The 15,775-nt window shown below is 60.2% G+C and carries 19 protein-coding genes; 9 read left to right on the top strand and 10 right to left on the bottom strand.

The window, feature by feature from the left end; genetic code table 11:
- Positions 1 to 641 precede the first annotated feature (641 nt).
- Positions 642 to 1,640, top strand: coding sequence for a patatin-like phospholipase family protein (locus VEJ16_03130; GenBank protein HYB08647.1), 999 nt, complete (start codon positions 642 to 644; stop codon positions 1,638 to 1,640).
- A gap of 3 nt (positions 1,641 to 1,643) precedes the next feature.
- Complete coding sequence (locus tag VEJ16_03125) at positions 1,644 to 3,098, top strand: GntP family permease (GenBank protein HYB08646.1); 1,455 nt, start codon at positions 1,644 to 1,646, stop codon at positions 3,096 to 3,098.
- Positions 3,099 to 3,243: 145 nt separating this feature from the next.
- Here VEJ16_03125 and VEJ16_03120 read toward each other — a convergent pair whose 3' ends face one another.
- The 7 genes from VEJ16_03120 to VEJ16_03090 form a co-directional block, all read right to left on the bottom strand.
- Positions 3,244 to 3,498: a hypothetical protein gene (locus VEJ16_03120; GenBank protein HYB08645.1), complete on the bottom strand. Its 255-nt coding sequence runs from the start codon at positions 3,496 to 3,498 to the stop codon at positions 3,244 to 3,246.
- 187 nt (positions 3,499 to 3,685) lie between these two features.
- The gene (locus VEJ16_03115) at positions 3,686 to 4,405 is read right to left on the bottom strand and encodes an amino acid ABC transporter permease (protein HYB08644.1); all 720 of its coding nucleotides are present in this window, start codon (positions 4,403 to 4,405) and stop codon (positions 3,686 to 3,688) included.
- 292 nt (positions 4,406 to 4,697) lie between these two features.
- Positions 4,698 to 5,666, bottom strand: a complete 969-nt coding sequence (locus tag VEJ16_03110; GenBank protein ID HYB08643.1) for a transporter substrate-binding domain-containing protein — start codon at positions 5,664 to 5,666, stop codon at positions 4,698 to 4,700.
- Between the two features lie 167 nt (positions 5,667 to 5,833).
- On the bottom strand, positions 5,834 to 6,721 hold the full coding sequence (locus VEJ16_03105) for a phytanoyl-CoA dioxygenase family protein (GenBank protein ID HYB08642.1): 888 nt from the start codon (positions 6,719 to 6,721) through the stop codon (positions 5,834 to 5,836).
- Positions 6,722 to 7,069: 348 nt separating this feature from the next.
- Positions 7,070 to 7,399 (bottom strand): hypothetical protein, encoded by a 330-nt coding sequence (locus VEJ16_03100; protein HYB08641.1) that lies wholly within the window; start codon positions 7,397 to 7,399, stop codon positions 7,070 to 7,072.
- Positions 7,400 to 7,437: 38 nt separating this feature from the next.
- On the bottom strand, positions 7,438 to 7,752 hold the full coding sequence (locus VEJ16_03095; protein HYB08640.1) for a DUF4430 domain-containing protein: 315 nt from the start codon (positions 7,750 to 7,752) through the stop codon (positions 7,438 to 7,440).
- Positions 7,753 to 8,091: 339 nt separating this feature from the next.
- Positions 8,092 to 8,217, bottom strand: a complete 126-nt coding sequence (locus VEJ16_03090; GenBank protein ID HYB08639.1) for a hypothetical protein — start codon at positions 8,215 to 8,217, stop codon at positions 8,092 to 8,094.
- A 147-nt stretch (positions 8,218 to 8,364) separates the two neighbouring features.
- On the opposite strand from VEJ16_03090, the gene VEJ16_03085 reads away from it, so the two are divergent.
- Genes VEJ16_03085 through VEJ16_03060 form a run of 6 tightly spaced genes read left to right on the top strand, consistent with a single transcriptional unit; the run spans position 8,365 to position 12,771 of the window.
- Entirely contained in the window at positions 8,365 to 8,841 is a 477-nt protein-coding gene (locus VEJ16_03085) for a dihydroneopterin aldolase (protein HYB08638.1), read from the top strand.
- Positions 8,838 to 9,434, top strand: a complete 597-nt coding sequence (locus VEJ16_03080; protein ID HYB08637.1) for a hypothetical protein — start codon at positions 8,838 to 8,840, stop codon at positions 9,432 to 9,434. The genes VEJ16_03085 and VEJ16_03080 overlap by 4 nt, the downstream gene beginning before the upstream one ends.
- On the top strand, positions 9,431 to 9,997 hold the full coding sequence (locus VEJ16_03075) for a flavoprotein (protein ID HYB08636.1): 567 nt from the start codon (positions 9,431 to 9,433) through the stop codon (positions 9,995 to 9,997). The genes VEJ16_03080 and VEJ16_03075 overlap by 4 nt, the downstream gene beginning before the upstream one ends.
- Positions 9,973 to 11,385, top strand: coding sequence for a DUF6513 domain-containing protein (locus tag VEJ16_03070; GenBank protein ID HYB08635.1), 1,413 nt, complete (start codon positions 9,973 to 9,975; stop codon positions 11,383 to 11,385). Before VEJ16_03075 ends, VEJ16_03070 begins: the two co-directional genes overlap by 25 nt.
- A gap of 7 nt (positions 11,386 to 11,392) precedes the next feature.
- Positions 11,393 to 11,968 (top strand): DUF447 domain-containing protein, encoded by a 576-nt coding sequence (locus tag VEJ16_03065; GenBank protein HYB08634.1) that lies wholly within the window; start codon positions 11,393 to 11,395, stop codon positions 11,966 to 11,968.
- On the top strand, positions 11,965 to 12,771 hold the full coding sequence (locus VEJ16_03060; protein HYB08633.1) for a (5-formylfuran-3-yl)methyl phosphate synthase: 807 nt from the start codon (positions 11,965 to 11,967) through the stop codon (positions 12,769 to 12,771). The genes VEJ16_03065 and VEJ16_03060 overlap by 4 nt, the downstream gene beginning before the upstream one ends.
- On the opposite strand, the gene VEJ16_03055 is transcribed toward VEJ16_03060, so the two are convergent.
- Together VEJ16_03055 and VEJ16_03050 are read right to left on the bottom strand one after the other, a co-directional pair.
- Positions 12,666 to 13,694 (bottom strand): hydantoinase/oxoprolinase family protein, encoded by a 1,029-nt coding sequence (locus tag VEJ16_03055; GenBank protein ID HYB08632.1) that lies wholly within the window; start codon positions 13,692 to 13,694, stop codon positions 12,666 to 12,668. The two genes, VEJ16_03060 and VEJ16_03055, sit on opposite strands and share 106 nt — an antisense overlap.
- A complete protein-coding gene (locus tag VEJ16_03050; protein HYB08631.1) occupies positions 13,691 to 14,692 on the bottom strand; it encodes an ATP-grasp domain-containing protein in 1,002 nt (333 codons plus the stop codon). The genes VEJ16_03055 and VEJ16_03050 overlap by 4 nt, the downstream gene beginning before the upstream one ends.
- Before the next feature lie 11 nt (positions 14,693 to 14,703).
- Here VEJ16_03050 and VEJ16_03045 point away from each other — a divergent pair, with 11 nt between their 5' ends.
- The gene (locus VEJ16_03045; GenBank protein ID HYB08630.1) at positions 14,704 to 15,417 is read left to right on the top strand and encodes a HisA/HisF-related TIM barrel protein; all 714 of its coding nucleotides are present in this window, start codon (positions 14,704 to 14,706) and stop codon (positions 15,415 to 15,417) included.
- A 96-nt stretch (positions 15,418 to 15,513) separates the two neighbouring features.
- Here VEJ16_03045 and VEJ16_03040 read toward each other — a convergent pair.
- The coding region (locus VEJ16_03040) for a formaldehyde-activating enzyme (GenBank protein ID HYB08629.1) at positions 15,514 to 15,775 on the bottom strand (262 nt) is incomplete at its 5' end.

The following is a 15,775-nucleotide window of genomic DNA, read 5'->3' as shown; positions in this document are numbered from 1 at the left end:
CGGCGACGGTCTCGGATCGCGCGTCGATCATCTTCGCACCACTCCGCCAAAAACGAGCGAGTGACATGATTTCCACGACGGCGCCATCCCACTCCGAGCCGTCCAGCCAGTGTACCCGTAAATCGGCTCCGACTTGAACGGGCCATGCAATGTCCGCTTAACTATTGATTGCGAAGGTAACAGCAAACATGCGGGTCGATCCGCTTTGAGTTATTGGCGGACCTTGTGTGGTGGATTTGAAGTTCCAGTCATTTTGGTGGCGTCCGCGTTCAGGAACCTCAAATCCATACGACACTCGATACAACAAAATGCTAGTGTGGCTTTGAGTCCGAAATTCGCTCACGGTCCCGCACTCAGATGTGGCGAATTTCGGATCCGCAACACTCGGCAAGCCAGTGATGTAACCTGCGATGCTTGGCGTCAGTGCCTATGGCGATTTTGGATTTCTGCGTCCATATCATAAAAGTATCGACGAAGGGCGCTCTGCTGTGATCTCGTGACCGTCCGATGCGAGCGCATTTTAAGCGAGGCCGGAACGCAGCAAAGCAAGACAAAATATCGGATGGCTACCGATACCGCGATGTCGGGAGAAGGTGGGGCAGCCCGTGGGGTCGAAAAGCGCAAAGCGCGAACGAGTTCCGGTGGACCTAGCCCTTCAGGGCGGCGGCTCCCATGGGGCGTTCACTTGGGGCGTGCTAGACCGCCTGCTTGAAGAGCACTGGCTTCATTTCGCGGGGATTTCCGGCACCTCGGCGGGAGCAATGAACGCTGCGGTGCTGGCGGACGGGTGGACGGAAGGGGGCGCTGAAGGCGCGCGCGCGGCCCTCGATAAATTTTGGCAGCGCGTGTCGCAAGCCGCGGTGTTCAGCCCGTTGCAGCGCTCTCCCCTTGATCGTCTCACGGGTCGCTGGACGCTCGATACGTCCCTGGCCTATTTCGCAATGGATCTGATGTCGCGGATACTGTCGCCTTATGACCTCAATCCGTTGGGTTACAATCCGCTACAAGGCATTCTTGAAGGGACTATCGATTTTAATCGCGTCATTCACTCCCCGATCAGGCTGTTCATCACCGCGACGAGTGTGCGAACCGGTCGCGGGCGTATCTTCCGCAACCCAGAGATCACGGCGGATGTGCTCCTCGCTTCGGCCTGTCTTCCGACCATGTTTCGCGCGGTTGAAATCGACGGAGAAGCATATTGGGACGGCGGCTTCGCCGGCAATCCCACCATCACGCCGCTCATCCGCGAAAGCGATGCCCACGATACCATTCTGGTGCAGATCAATCCGCCCGAACGACCGGAGATTCCGCGCTCAGCCACGGACATCCTGAATCGGCTCAATGAGATTTCTTTCAATTCGCCCCTCTCGAAGGAACTCCGCATGATCGCGCTCCTGCGCCAGGTGGTCGATGCAGGAAAAGGGGAGGGTGCGCGATGGGCGCAGATGCGGACGCATAGAATAAAGACCGATATGCTAGCGAAGTTCGGCGCCTCATCGAAGCTCAACGCGGAGTGGGACTTCGTCGTAATGCTGCGAGAGGAGGGGCGCCGTGCTGCGGGCGAGTTCCTGAAGGCACACGCCCACGACCTTGGCAAGCGATCGACAGCCGATTTGGACGTTTTGTTGGCGGAGTGTTGAAATATGGGCCTCGTGGGCATCCTTGTTGGACTTGGTTTACTGATTTGGCTCGCATACCGGGGCTGGAGTGTGCTGCTGCTCGCTCCCGTCGCAGCACTTGTCGCCGCGGCATTCGGAGGGGAGCCTTTACTCGCTAACTGGACGCAGATCTTCATGGGAAGTGCCGCGAGGTTCTTGGCCCAGTTCTTTCCCCTCTTCCTCCTGGGAGCCATCTTCGGCAAGCTCATGGACGACAGCGGCTCGGTCTCAGCCGTCGCGGATTACATGACCAGGAGCCTGGGAGAGCGCCGCGCGATGCTCGCGGTCGTGCTCGCCGGCGCGCTGGTCACTTACGGCGGCGTGAGCCTGTTCGTCGCCTTCTTTGTGCTCGCCCCAATGGCTCAAAAACTCTTCCGTGCCGCGGCCATTCCCAGGCGACTGATGCCCGCGGCGATCGTGCTCGGCACTTCGACTTTCACCATGTCCGCCTTGCCTGGCACGCCGTCGATTCAAAACGCAATCCCGATGCCGTTCTTCGGCACAACGCCTTTTGCAGCACCCGGTCTGGGCATCGTAGCTTCCATTATCATGCTAGGTTTCGGTTTGTGGTGGCTCAGGCGAGCCGAGGCGGCGGCTCGCCAATCGGGCGAGGGTTATGGAACGGACAGTCCCATGGGCGTCGATCAAGCGGCGGACGATGAGAATGTGCGCGAGCGCGCCACCACCGCGCGTGAGTTCGACCCGGCCGAGATACGTCGTGGTCGTCACAGCGAAACCCCGCCACCGATCTATATCGCGGGGCTGCCACTCATCGTCGTGGTGGTGGTCAACCTCTCGATGTCGCTAATTGTTCTGCCACGACTGAACTTTTCATTCTTGGCCGAAGAACGTTGGGGCGGCACTTCGATATCTGCTGTGGCGGGGGTCTGGTCTGTTGTGGTCGCACTCGCCACGGCGATTGTCACGCTAATCCTCCTTAACCGTAACCGCCTGCCGGCACTGCGCCAGAGCATGGACGCAGGCGCCAATGCATCCGTCTTGCCGGCTGTCAGTGTCGCGAGCCTCGTTGGATTTGGGGCTGTCGTTGCGGCCTTACCGGCATTTGGGATGGTACGTGACTGGGTCTTGGGGATCGAAGGCGGGCCACTGGTCTCACTTGCCCTGGCAACGAATGTGCTCGCCGCCCTCACCGGCTCGGCCTCCGGCGGCCTGACAATCGCACTCGACTCGCTTGGACAAACCTTCATGACCATCGCCTCACACACAGGAATTAGTCCTGCGTTAATGCACCGCGTCGCTGTGATCGGCTCGGGAACGCTCGACATATTGCCGCACAACGGTGCGGTGGTCACCGTGCTCTCCATTTGCGGGTCGACGCATCGCGAGAGCTACTTCGGCGTCGTAATGGTGGGCATCGTCAGTTCCGTTCTCGCGCTTGCGGCTGTTATCTTGCTTGGCTCGGCATTTGGATCGTTTTGAGGAGCAACGACAAAATGCACCGTATTCCTTGCCCGATACAGGCCAGGAACGGATCTCACGCCGCTCCGGTCGAAGGAAGGTCCTCGCGTTGATCGACGCAGGACCGTCGGGGCCTCGCGCCGCGCCGCCGAATGGACGGTTGCCGTCAGGTTGCCCAAGCGGAGCCGAGGATCACCTTGTAAAAATCGGTATGCTGGAAGTGCCGGTCCCTGAGCGCCAACTTCTCGATCAGCCACACATCCTGCAACAACGCAGGTCCGCGTGGACCGGCGGTTTCGATATTGACGCTGTCGACGACGGGGCGTCGGTCGCTTTGGTGAGAAGCCTCGCAGCCGGCATATCGCTCAGGGAGCCTCCTCCTCTCGACGTACAGCGCCTTGCTCGGCCTCCCGAGGAACACCAACCTAAACTCTCGCGACCGAGCGAGTCCATGAAGCCGAGCTGATTTATCCTGAAATCTCACTGTGCGGATATCGTCAATCGTCACAAAGACGCCGGTCGCGACGGCGATGCAACGTGCTTGCGGCACGAACGCATTAATGGACGGCTCTGGTACGAAACTCTGGACCCTTCTTTCCGTACACGGTCTACCTCTCCGTCGTTTTGGCTTCGGCGAGCCCGAGAATAACCCTTCGGCCGGGCGCCTTCGTGGAACCGACGCCTGGCGCGTGCCGCTCAACTACTTGGACTAACCAAATCGCTAGCGATCCGAGGGCGAGATAAAAGACAAAGACCAATGTGTACTCGGTAAAATAGTCATAGGTCCGCGCAGCGATAAGTTCGCCGGAAAAGACGAGTTCGGTCACGGTCAAAACTGACAGTAGCGACGTATCTTTCACCAGAGAGACGAAGAAATTTCCCAATGACGGAATCACAATTCTGAAAGCTTGTGGGAAGATGACCTTTCGATTGATCAGCCAACGACTGAGACCGAGAGCCTGTGCGGCGTCACGTTGGCCTTGCGGGATCGCTTGGATTCCGGAGCGGTATACTTCTGCAATGAAGGGAATGTAGTGAAGTGACAGCCCAGCGAGACCTGCCATGAACGGTGAAAGGCGAATTCCGAAAACGGGCAGCGCATAGTAAATGTATATGAGTTGGATCAAAAGCGGCGTCGCGCGAAATACGTTCACGTAGATGGTCACAGCCCATCTGATAAGGCGATATTTGGAGAGCCTGGCAAGTGCTACCGGTACAGCTCCTATGAGGCTGATAACCATCACGAGGAAGGTAAAGAGCACGGTTATCTTGGTGCCTAAGAGAAGAGGAACCAGAGATTCGCGGGCAAGCTGCCAGTCAAATAGCATTGGAGTGCATCTCCGGAGGAGTGAGTTGAGCTGGTGCCGAGCTTGAAATGCCACTGCGGCGGCGATAGTTCGGCTTTCGTCTGTCAAGCCGAACGTGGACTACGATGGACAAAAATTCGAACGCTTGTGCGTGTCGGTTCAGAGCCGCTTGTTCAGGGCGGGACAAGAGGCAGCGTGGAATGTTGTCACACTCGACGCCGATCTTATGGCACATCGAAGCATAATGCAGGACTGGTACTCATGGTGGGGTAGCGCGGCCACGAATGACCGCGCTACCATACCTCGAACTCGATTAGTCGCTCAGGCCGGGTATATTGACCTTTGCGTATTTGCCCATTCCCGACTTTTCGAGGATGTCCCGTACCACGCCATTTGCACGGACTTCAATCAGAGCGCGTGAGATCGCCAACCCCAGACTGCAGTCCTCCTTCCTTACCCCCCATCGAAAATAAGCGTACCCCATTTCCGCAAGGGTCTTCGGCGGAAGTTGAACTTCGGTTAAGACCTCAATCTTCGCATCTGGCTTGGCTTTCAGGTACTGCGCTATTAAAGGCGCATCTTCAAGAATGGCTGACTCCCTCGCGTCAACGAGGCTAGCAAGTTCGAGTAGTTCATCCTTGTATGGAACGATATGTCCTTTCACTCGCTCCATGTACAGCTGTGCCGCCGAACCGCTGACGACCCCAACCGTTACATCTGACCGAACCAAGTCACCGTAGGACTGAATTTTAGCCGGATTACCTGCAGGAACCGCAATTGCAGGGCCATACCAGTAAACCGGACCGGTGAATGCTATGAGCTTGAGACGTTCAGGGGTCTCATGTGCAGGGAATAAATCAAGGCGCTTCGCCACGAGTCCGGGGAGCAATGTTCCGTAATCGGCGTATAACAGCTTTATTTTGTCGATACCTGCATAGGCCAACGTCGCCTTGAGCAGATCCCATTCGAATCCCTGAGGCTCGCCGTTTGCCGACTTAAATAGGTATGGCTGTAGATCGTAAGTACCGAACGTGATGCCGTCTTTTACCGCACGGTCGTAAGAATCATCCTTGCACGCGAAAGGCGGGATGGAGCCTGCCATAGGTGACCAGCCCCATTGTTCCATCGCTTTAGTAGCGCTTTCGTCGGAGGGGCCTGCCGTATAGCCAACATGGCTCGAGAATAGAAAAAGCGGCACCAGCAGTAGTAACGGAAATAGACCACCGGACAATCGTCGGACCCGCTTTACCGCGTTCGATGGATTTCGCAAAAAAACATTCATAGCCGTGTCCCTCCTTTGACGTTTATGCCTCTGTGGATGACAGGTACTACTTTTGCGAAAGGACGAAAGCTGCTTCTAGATTGGAACGATGCGACAGACCCCTGCAATATCCTCCCTATTGCTGTACCGTCGCGCCTGAGGCGCGCCATGTCGCGTGTGCCTGCCGGTTAGCCGGCTTCTTGAAAAGGATTGAAGTAGCGCTTGCTTGCTAGCTGAAGATTGTAGATCGACTCCGAGCTGCGGCGGAGCGCGCCGGGCATCCGTATTGGAACGGGTACCACGCGGGGCTCGAGTGTCTGTATCCCGGTAATCATGCGCTTGCTAAAGAAATGCTCGAAATCGGAATAGTTTGGAAGGTAGGTTGCAAGCGGCCAGGCATCCGCCGCCGCAATCTCGTAAAACAGCATCCGACGGGGCTGGCCTGAGAGATTGAGCGCTGACCCGTGGATCGCACGGACGTGATGGATAGTCATGCTCCCAGCGGTACCGGTCAGCGCTTCAGCCTTTCCAACGTCGAGGCCAGAGCCGGCAACATCTATGGCACCGACGAAAAACCCGTCATTCTGATGGTTGTATATCGGTCCGCGATGACTGCCCGGTATAATCTGCAGAGGACCGTTTTGGAGCGTCACATCGTCGAGCATGACGCCAATCGCCAGGATGTCCTCATTCGTATGGGGATAAAACGCCCAATCCTGGTGCCACTCTACAGGAGCACCATATCCCGCCGACTTCATATTGAGCTTGCTTCCATGAAGCCGCAGGTTCTGCCCGATCAATTGCTTGACGGGACCGATAATGCCATCAGACCTCAGGAGTTCCCAAAACAGTGGATGCCGATCAACTGGCTCCTTGATACGCCTCACCCTCGGTTTCGCAGGCGTATGGCTCTCTTCGAGATCGTAGACCTCATTGTTGCGAGTAACCGAGCGGGCGTTTTCCACGATCCCGTCGATGATCGCGCGCACTCCATCGAGGATGGCGCCATCAAGAACGCCCTCTGCGATTGTGAACCCGCGCTCGAAGTATTCCTCGATCTGATCGCGCGTCAGCATCGCTCGGAATCCCACTTCTGAGTTGGTCAGTCTTATATATCGAGATTGTATACGTCAATACGCGGATCGGGATTGGGGGCCCCGTGCTGGAACCTCGCCTTCATGCATGCCGATATCCACTCGAGGAACCGAAACGGTCGGCGCGAGCATCGAGGGGTCCATATTTAGAGGATCGCGTCGTCTTGATTTGTGCGGGATAGGCTTGGATCCTCAAGGGTGACGCAATTAAGTGAATTTCCAAAAATGCGTCACAAGCAGAAGTGACGCGTCAGAGGCGGGAGTGTTCGTTATGAGGCCGTCAAAGCGCTTGATCTGGATTCAACGGTATGTCCCCTATTTGCGCCGCACCTACGTGCAGGGGTTCCTGAAATCGTGACCCTGCCATGCCAAATATTTGATGGCGGCGTGAAACTTTAGATCTTTGCCCACGTCGATCGTTCTCGTCTCCCCCGGTAATATGGGATCGACCGTCCCAATGATAACGGGCTCTCCCTCGCCGGTTGTTACGCAGGCAGCGAAGTTCATATAGTAATCATTACAGATATTCGTGACGTAGATGTAATGCCTGTCCATGTCTCTATCGATATTTGCAACGATCGACGGCTCGCATGCCGCATTCGCTGCCGTTTGCCAGACGATACCGACAAGCAAAGCAAAGGCAAAACTTAGTGCACGCATGTTTTTTCCCTCGCCGCGTTGCTGCATTCGACTCACGATTATGAGGAATCCATTGGACATTTGTCTTGCCCGTTCGTCGTCCAGTACCAATCGACGCGATCGTTGGCTTTCAGCTTCACAGAGGACATTCCGATATGCGGATTGCGATCGTTGACGCAAAGCAACCAGAAGGGCTCGCCCCTCTTCAGCTCACCGTTCGTTTGCGGCGGCTGATCGTTCGCTTGCATCAGCACATAGCCGACACTCCCGTAGTAACTCACGGTGTATCTGATTCTCGCGAGCTGCATGGCTCTTTCGACCGTGATTCCCTCTTGCCCGCGAACGGGGAAGGATTTTGCGCTCCCATCCGGCATGTGGAGGGTTATTGTCGCGACCGGGCTTGTGATTGTCGCCGAATTCGTTGCTGTAGCGAATCCGACGGCGGTCAAAAGAAACCCACAAACGACGAGAGCTCTTTGCGTAACGCGGTGAATCATCGGCGCACCCCATATGCGTCATTGCGGCGGGTTTCGTTGGGCAGACGGTCTTCGTCGGTCACCACAAAACGGGCGAAATTGAGGCTTTGGCGAATCTAACAAGAATCGACTTTTGACGCCACTGGCCCGACACACCGAAGCGTCGATCCTCGAATTGGCGAATATTTTCGCAGGAAACCCGCGCCACCGACTTGGAATCCGAGGGTGCATCGCGATTTAGGCGCGTTGCAACGGACCTGTGAGCGCCGCGAGATCGACCGGGGCGGATGCCGGTGCCTGGCGTTTGCCCTCACGGGAAATGCCGGCGCCGTCGATCCCGCGTGCGGGCTCTCGCCCGACCATGACGCGCTCCCCGCACTCCCCAAAGCTGAAGGTGCGTCCCCCCACCGTTGCGCTATCTGCGCATCGGCGATGCGCCAAAGGTCGAGCGCCAGACGCTCTCCCGGCTGGGCGAGCCCGCTTAGCCCTCCGCACGGTCGATCGCTTGAAGTGGGCGATTGCCAAAACGCGGGCGGATCGGGCATTCTTCCCGGCATGGAAACCAGGTGGATGCTCGCCGACGCGTTACGGATCCATCAGCGACCCATGCAACAGGCGGGGTCGGCTTACCGGGTCTTTGTGCGCGATCTCGTGGTCGCTTCCAGCATCGGCATCTACGAATACGAACGCCAGAAGCCTCAGCAAGTTCGGGTCAATGTCCTCGTCACGATCGAGCACGACGCGGGCGACAATATGCATGCCGTGCTCAATTACGAGACGATCGTCGAAGGCGTTCGCGCCATAGCGGCCGCGGGTCACATCGAATTGGTCGAAATCTTCGCAAGCCGCGTTATTGAGCGTTGCTTCGAAGATCCACGGGCGATCGGCGTGTGGGTTTCGGTCGAAAAGCTCGAGCCCTATCCCGAGGCCGAAAGCGTGGGCGTCGTCATGGAGCGGCATCGCCGGATTGCGCCACCGGGTCCATGATGCTTGTTGTCAAGCTCGGTGGCAGCTTAGCCAAAGCCCGAACCCTCGAGAACTGGCTCGACGTGTTGTCCAACCACGGTGCGGGACGGGCCGCGATCGTGCCCGGCGGTGGGGAATTCGCCGATGCCGTCCGCGCGGCTCAATCGTCCTATCGCTTTTCCGATCTCGCGGCGCACCGCATGGCGCTTCTTGCGATGGAGCAGTATGCGCTCCTGCTCGCAGACCTCGAGCCCGCTTTTCATCTCTGCGATTCGGAAGCCGGAATTCGTGCGGCCCTTGCCGCGGATCGGGTCGCGCTCTGGCAGCCGCGAGCAATGATCGATGCCGCACCCGAAGTAGCGACGAGCTGGGAGATCACCTCCGACAGCCTCGCCGCTTGGCTCGCCCGACGACTCGGCGCCAGCCACCTCCTGTTAATCAAATCGGTCACGGTCGGCCCGCCCCACGATGCACACCGGCTGGCGGATCTTGGGATCGTCGATCCGGCGTTTCCACGCTACGTTGCGGGTGCGAAGTTCGGATTGCACTGCTTTGGACCCGGCGAAGAGAAACATCTTGCCGCCGAGTTGCGCTCGGAAGTCGCATTGTCATGACCGCGCACGCGAAGGCTCCCGTAAGGCGGCTCGCATGGGCGCTCACCGGTTCGGGTCATTTTTTCACCGAGTGCCTTGAGCTCATGGCGACGCTTGAGCGTGTGGACCTTTTCGTGAGCAAGGCCGCCGCCGAGGTGATCCGCATGTACAAGTCGCGATTGGGCGGGTTACCCCATGATACGCGCATCTTTCGCGACACGACCGCCTCCGCAGCACCGGTCGGGTTGTTCTACGAGGGTCACTTTCATACGCTCGTCCTGGCGCCCGCGACCTCGAACACGGTTGCCAAATGCGTGGCGGGCATTTCCGACACGCTTGCGACGAACGTCTTTGCCCAAGCTGGCAAATGCCGGATTCCGGCTATCGTGTTTGCCTGCGACACGGCCCCCGAACTTGACACACTGGCCCCTGGGGGTATGGTCAAGGTCTATCCCCGGCGCATCGATCTCGAGAATGTCGAGCGGCTCAGGGCCTTCGAGGACACACAAGTCGTCATGTCGATGACAGAGTTGGAGGCAGCCGTAAAGGCTCGACTCGCATGTCCGGGCATACACTCTTCCTGACGGGCCACCTCGCAGAGAAGCGACTGCGCACCGTGCTCACGGGTCTTGCGGACCTCGACTTCGTATGGACAGTGCACGATATGGGCATCCAGGTCGCGGGGCTCATGACGGTCGATCTCATCCGCCGCCGGCTCCCGAAGGATGCACTCGGCGCCGAGCGGGTCGTCGTACCCGGCCATTGCCGCGGCGACCTTGCGAGCCTGGACGGCTTGTTCCCGGCGAGCTTCGAGCGCGGGCCCGAGGACCTGCACGATCTTCCCACGCATTTCGGCAAGGAGTCCCAAGGCATCGACTTGACGCAGCACAATGTGCGCATTTTTGCAGAGATCGTCGATGCGCCGCTCCTGCCGCTCGACGGCATTCTCGCGCGCGCACAAGCATTCGCGGCCGAGGGTGCAGATGTCATCGACCTCGGCTGCCTGCCCGCAACACCCTTTCCGCATCTGGAAGACGCAATCGCGGCACTCAAGGCGGCGGGTCTCTTGGCAAGCGTCGACTCAGCCGACTCGGAGGAGTTGCGTCGCGGCGGGCGGGCCGGTGCGGATTTTCTGCTGAGCTTGAATGAGACGACCCTCGACGTTCTCGACGAGGTGGCTGCCGTGCCGGTCCTGATCCCGAGTGTCTCGGGCGACATCGATTCCTTGTGCCGTGCGGCCGAACGTCTCGAGCGCAATGGCCGACGCTATATTCTCGACTCCGTGCTCGATCCGATTCCCTTCGGTTTCACGGCGTCGCTTCTGCGCTATGCGGAGCTTCGCCGCCGCTTGCCGGAGGCGCCCATTCTCATGGGCGTCGGCAATCTGACCGAGCTCACCGACGCCGACACGACGGGAGTCAACGCGCTTCTTTTCGGCATGATCGCCGAGCTTGCGATCACGGACGTTCTTGTCGTGCAGACGAGTCCACACTGCAGGCGCGCGATCCGTGAGGCGGATCGGGCCCGACGCTTGATGCACGCGGCGAAAACGCTACAGCGCCTGCCGATCGGGATCGACGCGAGCCTGATGGGCCTGCGCGACAGGCGGCCGTTCGCTGGCACGAGCGAAGAAATCGCCGAAACCGCGTCCCTCATCCGCGACCGAAATTTCCGTATCGAAACGGCGGAGGATGGCATTCACGTCTACAACAATGACGGCCACAACGTCGCCCAGGATGCGTACGAACTATTCCACGTCCTTGGCGTGGAGACCGATGGCGCCCACGCCTTCTATCTCGGCCTCGAGCTTGGCCGTGCGCAAATCGCATGGCAACTCGGCAAGCGATACGTGCAGGATCAACCGCTCGATTGGGGATGTGCCGTGGACAGGCCGAAGGAGTCGCATCTTGTTCAGCGCGCACCGGGCCCAACCCTTCAAGCCCGTCGCAAGCGGCGCAAGGCGGCAGGCTGACGGCGCGATGATCATCGAAAGCATCATTACGACATTGAATGCGGACGGCACCGCACACATCGCCCCGATGGGTGTTACATGGCGCGATGGGACGCCGATCCTCGCCCCCTTTCGACCGTCGATCACCCTCGAGAACCTGACACGGGCGGACCGCGCCGTCATCAATCACACGGACGACGTGCGGATCTTCGCAGGTTGCCTCACGGGACGGCCAAACTGGCCGGTTCGACCGGCCGAAACGATCGCGTGCGCCGTGCTCGAGGCCGCACTAAGCCATGAGGAGCTCGTTGTTGATCGCGTCGAGCAGGATGAGTTGCGGCCGCGATTCTTCGGTCGGATCGTGCATCGGGTGACTCATGCCCCCTTCGCGGGTTTCAATCGCGCGCAAGCGGCGGTCATCGAGGCGGCCATCCTGGTCAGCCGGCTTCACATGCTGCCGCCGGAAAAGATCGAGCGTGAAATTGCCTATCTAAATATAGCGATCGAGAAGACCGCGGGTCCGCGCGAGCTTCAAGCATGGAATTGGCTGATCGAGCGCATCGCAGCGTTCCGTTCCGGGTCAGAGGGAAAGGCCGCATCGTGACCGCTCTCCTCGCCAGCGTGCGCAATCGCGACGAGGCGCTCATTGCACTCGAGGGTGGCGCGGATATTCTCGATCTCAAGGAGCCGGGGGCCGGGGCGCTCGGGCGATTGCCTGAGCGGATAATCGGCGAAATCCTCAAAGCCGTCGACAGGCGGTGTGTCGTGAGTGCGACGATCGGCGACATGCCGCTCGATCCAACACTGGTGGCGTCAGCGGTCGACGAGATGGCGAAGTCGGGCGTCGACATCGTCAAGATCGGCATTTTCGATGGCGCGCTTGAGTCGACCCTTCTTGCCCTCGCGTCCATCGCGGCAAGCGGCCGGCAGCTTGTCGCGGTCTTGTTCGCGGACCGCGCACCCGAACTTACCCTCGTCGACCGGTTCGCCGCCGCGGGATTTCGCGGCGTGATGCTCGATACCGCTGACAAAGGTGCCGGACCACTTACCCGCCATCTGCCGCTTCAGGGACTTGCGGAATTTGTTGCTCGTGCGCGGGGGTGCCGGTTGTTCACGGGCTTGGCGGGCTCGCTCGGCGTCGACGACGTCCCGCACCTCGTCCCGCTCGGGCCTGACTATCTCGGCTTTCGCACGGCGCTGACAAGCGGCCGTCGCGATGGGCCTATCGATCGTGACGCAGTCGTCCGCGTGCGCGCCGCGATCGAGGCGGCATCGAGGAGAGTACAATCAACCGCTGTGGTTCAAGCCTCCGCCAGCAACAGTGCTACGGCCGCTGAGGGTGCGCAATCGGCGGCGGCCTCGGCGACCGCGGGTTCCGCCGGAATGAGTGCCGCAACGCTGCGATAAGGTCGGCGTAAACGGCTGGCAAGCTCCTCGCCGATGAACCGTCCGACTCCAGCGCCGACGATCGGAGCGTCGGGTGCCGGCAAAAAGGCAGACAACACGCGATGGCAGGCCGCTTCGAGCGCTTCGAGTTGGCGGGCGGCGATTTGATGCGCCAGAGCGGACCAAGCCAAATCGGATGCCATTGCGAAGTCGAAGCCAATCATTCGGGCAAGCCTGGCCCGGCTTTCCGAGACCGACTTGCCCCGGCCATCCGCGCTCGGATGCTGGTCGGCGTGGGACGGGAGTTGGCCGGTCACGCGATAGACGTCTGCCATCGTCGCGAAATGCTCGGCCATCACGCCGACATGCTCTCCCGCGAAGGACAACTGACGCGCTACCGCCATAACAGGCGTTCGCACGACGCCGGTGTAGACGAGCTCGTCATGGGTCATGCGCGTGGCGTCATCGGTGCCGCGTGCCCTGACTTGCCCATCGCGAAACGGGATCACGTCGGTGGTGGTGCTTCCGATGTCGAGGAGAAGCCCCTCATCGCAGTGGGCGGCGGCGATCTTGGCCGTCCCGTGCCAATTTGCCGAAGCCACGCGCTCGGGCCTCGATTTTGCCTCCTCCGGTGATGCAAAGCGGCCATCGACCGTGTAGGTCGAGATTTTGCCACCGGGTGCGACGGCGACCAGGCAATCGAGTATCGCCCGTACCCCCGCCGCACGGTTCGCGAATATGTCTGCAAGCTCGCCCGTCATTGTGACGGCGATCCGCTCCGGTGGAGCACGGCCGGCGAAGCCCTGTCCGAGCGCCAAGAAAAGTTTATCGAGTCCCTGCCACAGGGGACAGGGAAGTTGGCGGACATCCACCACCCGGCGATTGCGCACTTGCGCAAGCTTGAGGTGCGCGCCGCCAATGTCGAGGCCGACGATTTCCGTCATGCGGCCGCCTCGAAGCCCGAAACCGCGATCTCGACGGGTTGTGGCGAGAGCGGCCGGACGATGGAACCGATCTTGCGATGGAGTAGTGCGAGAACGAGAGCGGCCGGGTTGAGTCCAAGACTGCGCCTGAGCCCAATGTAAGAGGTGGTCAGGCGGGGATTGATCTCAAGTACCACCGGGCCGCCCGGCCCGTCGATCAAATCGACGCCGACGTAGCCCCAAAGGTCGGGTAATGCCGCGGCGATTTGCGCGGCGATCGGCTCGAGGCGGGCGCGGAATTCTTCAGCGCCACCCACGATGCCGCCATGATAGGCAAACTTCCCCCCCATTATCTCGACATTTTGGCGATTGCAGGCGAGAAGCCACGACCGGCCTTCTTGCGCGAGAATCGACCCGCTCAATGCCGCCCCCGGCAAGAAGGGCTGGAGCACCGATGAGGCTGCCGGCCCAGCACGGCGCCAGCGCGCGAGGGCGATTGCATCGGGGAGAAAAATGGTGTTGTCGCAGCCTGCACCGTCGTCCGGCTTTGCGACCCACCCCGCTTTGCTAGCCGGCGGATCGTCTTGGGCGTCGACGGTGGGTACCACTGGGATTCCGCGGCTTGCAAGATGGCGGAACGTCGCGAGCTTGCTGCGCGCAATGGCGAGGGCGGCGAGGCGGCTATTTAAGACCGGGCGGCCTCCCTTTCCCGCAAGTTCGGTAAGGCGCTCGAGGGCTCCGTCTGTTTCCGGTGCGATCGGCCATACGGCATCGGCTTCGGCGACAAGTTCTTGCCATTGGCGCCAAATGCCGTTCGGCGCCACGGCGCGTAGTTCAGCAGGAAGCGGGCCGAGCGTCACGGCCGGATCGTACGCGGCCAGGACGCGGACGCCGGAAATATCGGCAAGATCGGCCGCAAGGGCTTGCACCATCATCGCACCTTCGGCGATAAGCGACGCGGGTGCCACGCCACCCTGCAGGCCGCCGCCTGTAATATATTCACAAACGAAAATCCGCACCCGGAACCTCCATGGCGACTCGCTTCTCGGTCATTCCCGTGCTGGACCTCAAAGGAGGCCGCATCGTACACGCCCGTGCGGGCGATCGTGCCCATTATCGCCCGATCCGCACGCCCTTGGCCAAGACGAGTTCCCCGGCCGACGTGTTGGCCGGTTTGCTGTCACTCGCGCCGTTTCGCCGCCTCTATATCGCGGATTTGGATGCCATCGAAGGGCGGGCTGACAACAGAAAGGCAATAACAAGGCTTGGACGGCTGCATAAGACACTCGAAATATGGGTCGATTGCGGTGCGACAAGTGTCGAGGCGGCAATCAACACCGCCGGCCCGGCAGTTGTCCCCGTGCTCGGCAGCGAAAGCCTGCCCGACGGCGACACCCTCGCCGCAACCCGCGAGAGGCTGGGCGATGGCGGGTGCGTGCTGTCGCTCGATTACCGCGGCGGCGAGTTCGTCGGCCCCGTGCTGCTCGAGACGGAGCCAGCCCTTTGGCCGCACAATGTCATCGTGATGTCGCTCGCCCGAGTTGGTACCGATCTCGGCCCGGATTTCCCGCGCCTCGCCGCAATCAAAGAAAAAGCAGGAAACCGACTCGTTTGGGCGGCCGGCGGGGTGCGCGGACCTCAAGACCTCGAAAGGCTGGCCGCCATGGGGATTGCAGGCGCACTCGTTGCGTCGGCAATTCATGACGGCCGGTTGGTACCAGAGGTCCTAGCGCCACTTTGCTAACCATTCCCCATGCGTGGCCTCATTCGAAAGCGAGGCCACGCGCGGTTGGCAATCGCGGCGGGACTCTGCCGCCAATTCAAAGTGTCGAGCAACGGCCTAGTTGTGCGCGGCGAACGGGTGGCTGACCTTGTCGCGCTGTTCGAGCATGTGCTTGGCGCTCGGCTCTCCATTGACCGCGCGCTTGATTGCCAACTTGGTCGCTTCGTAATTGAAGTCCTGAATTTTCCTGTCGTCAGCCGCTTCCCAGTGGATGAACACGCCGACGGAAATGAAAACGTCATCGGCCTCCGCGACGGGAATAGTACCGTCCTTGACGCAGTCCGCGACCGCCGTCGCCACGGCGCGTTGCGCCGGACCG

This window comes from Alphaproteobacteria bacterium (genome assembly GCA_035625915.1).
Taxonomy (GTDB): Bacteria; Pseudomonadota; Alphaproteobacteria; order JACZXZ01; family JACZXZ01; genus DATDHA01.
The sequence above is the reverse complement of the archived record's forward strand: the minus strand, read 5'-3'. Positions and strand labels throughout refer to the sequence as shown.

Bases quoted from the DNA above. Each gene is read 5' to 3' on its own strand.
- VEJ16_03125 (HYB08646.1), top strand. From the start codon at position 1,644: ATGGGCCTCGTGGGCATCCTTGTTGGACTTGGTTTACTGATTTGGCTC.
- VEJ16_03115 (HYB08644.1), bottom strand. From the start codon at position 4,405: ATGCTATTTGACTGGCAGCTTGCCCGCGAATCTCTGGTTCCTCTTCTC.
- VEJ16_03110 (HYB08643.1), bottom strand. From the start codon at position 5,666: ATGAATGTTTTTTTGCGAAATCCATCGAACGCGGTAAAGCGGGTCCGA.
- VEJ16_03105 (HYB08642.1), bottom strand. From the start codon at position 6,721: ATGCTGACGCGCGATCAGATCGAGGAATACTTCGAGCGCGGGTTCACA.
- VEJ16_03100 (HYB08641.1), bottom strand. From the start codon at position 7,399: ATGCGTGCACTAAGTTTTGCCTTTGCTTTGCTTGTCGGTATCGTCTGG.
- VEJ16_03095 (HYB08640.1), bottom strand. From the start codon at position 7,752: ATGCCGGATGGGAGCGCAAAATCCTTCCCCGTTCGCGGGCAAGAGGGA.
- VEJ16_03090 (HYB08639.1), bottom strand. From the start codon at position 8,217: ATGGTCGGGCGAGAGCCCGCACGCGGGATCGACGGCGCCGGCATTTCC.
- VEJ16_03080 (HYB08637.1), top strand. From the start codon at position 8,838: ATGATGCTTGTTGTCAAGCTCGGTGGCAGCTTAGCCAAAGCCCGAACC.
- VEJ16_03075 (HYB08636.1), top strand. From the start codon at position 9,431: ATGACCGCGCACGCGAAGGCTCCCGTAAGGCGGCTCGCATGGGCGCTC.
- VEJ16_03070 (HYB08635.1), top strand. From the start codon at position 9,973: ATGTCCGGGCATACACTCTTCCTGACGGGCCACCTCGCAGAGAAGCGA.
- VEJ16_03065 (HYB08634.1), top strand. From the start codon at position 11,393: ATGATCATCGAAAGCATCATTACGACATTGAATGCGGACGGCACCGCA.
- VEJ16_03055 (HYB08632.1), bottom strand. From the start codon at position 13,694: ATGACGGAAATCGTCGGCCTCGACATTGGCGGCGCGCACCTCAAGCTT.
- VEJ16_03045 (HYB08630.1), top strand. From the start codon at position 14,704: ATGGCGACTCGCTTCTCGGTCATTCCCGTGCTGGACCTCAAAGGAGGC.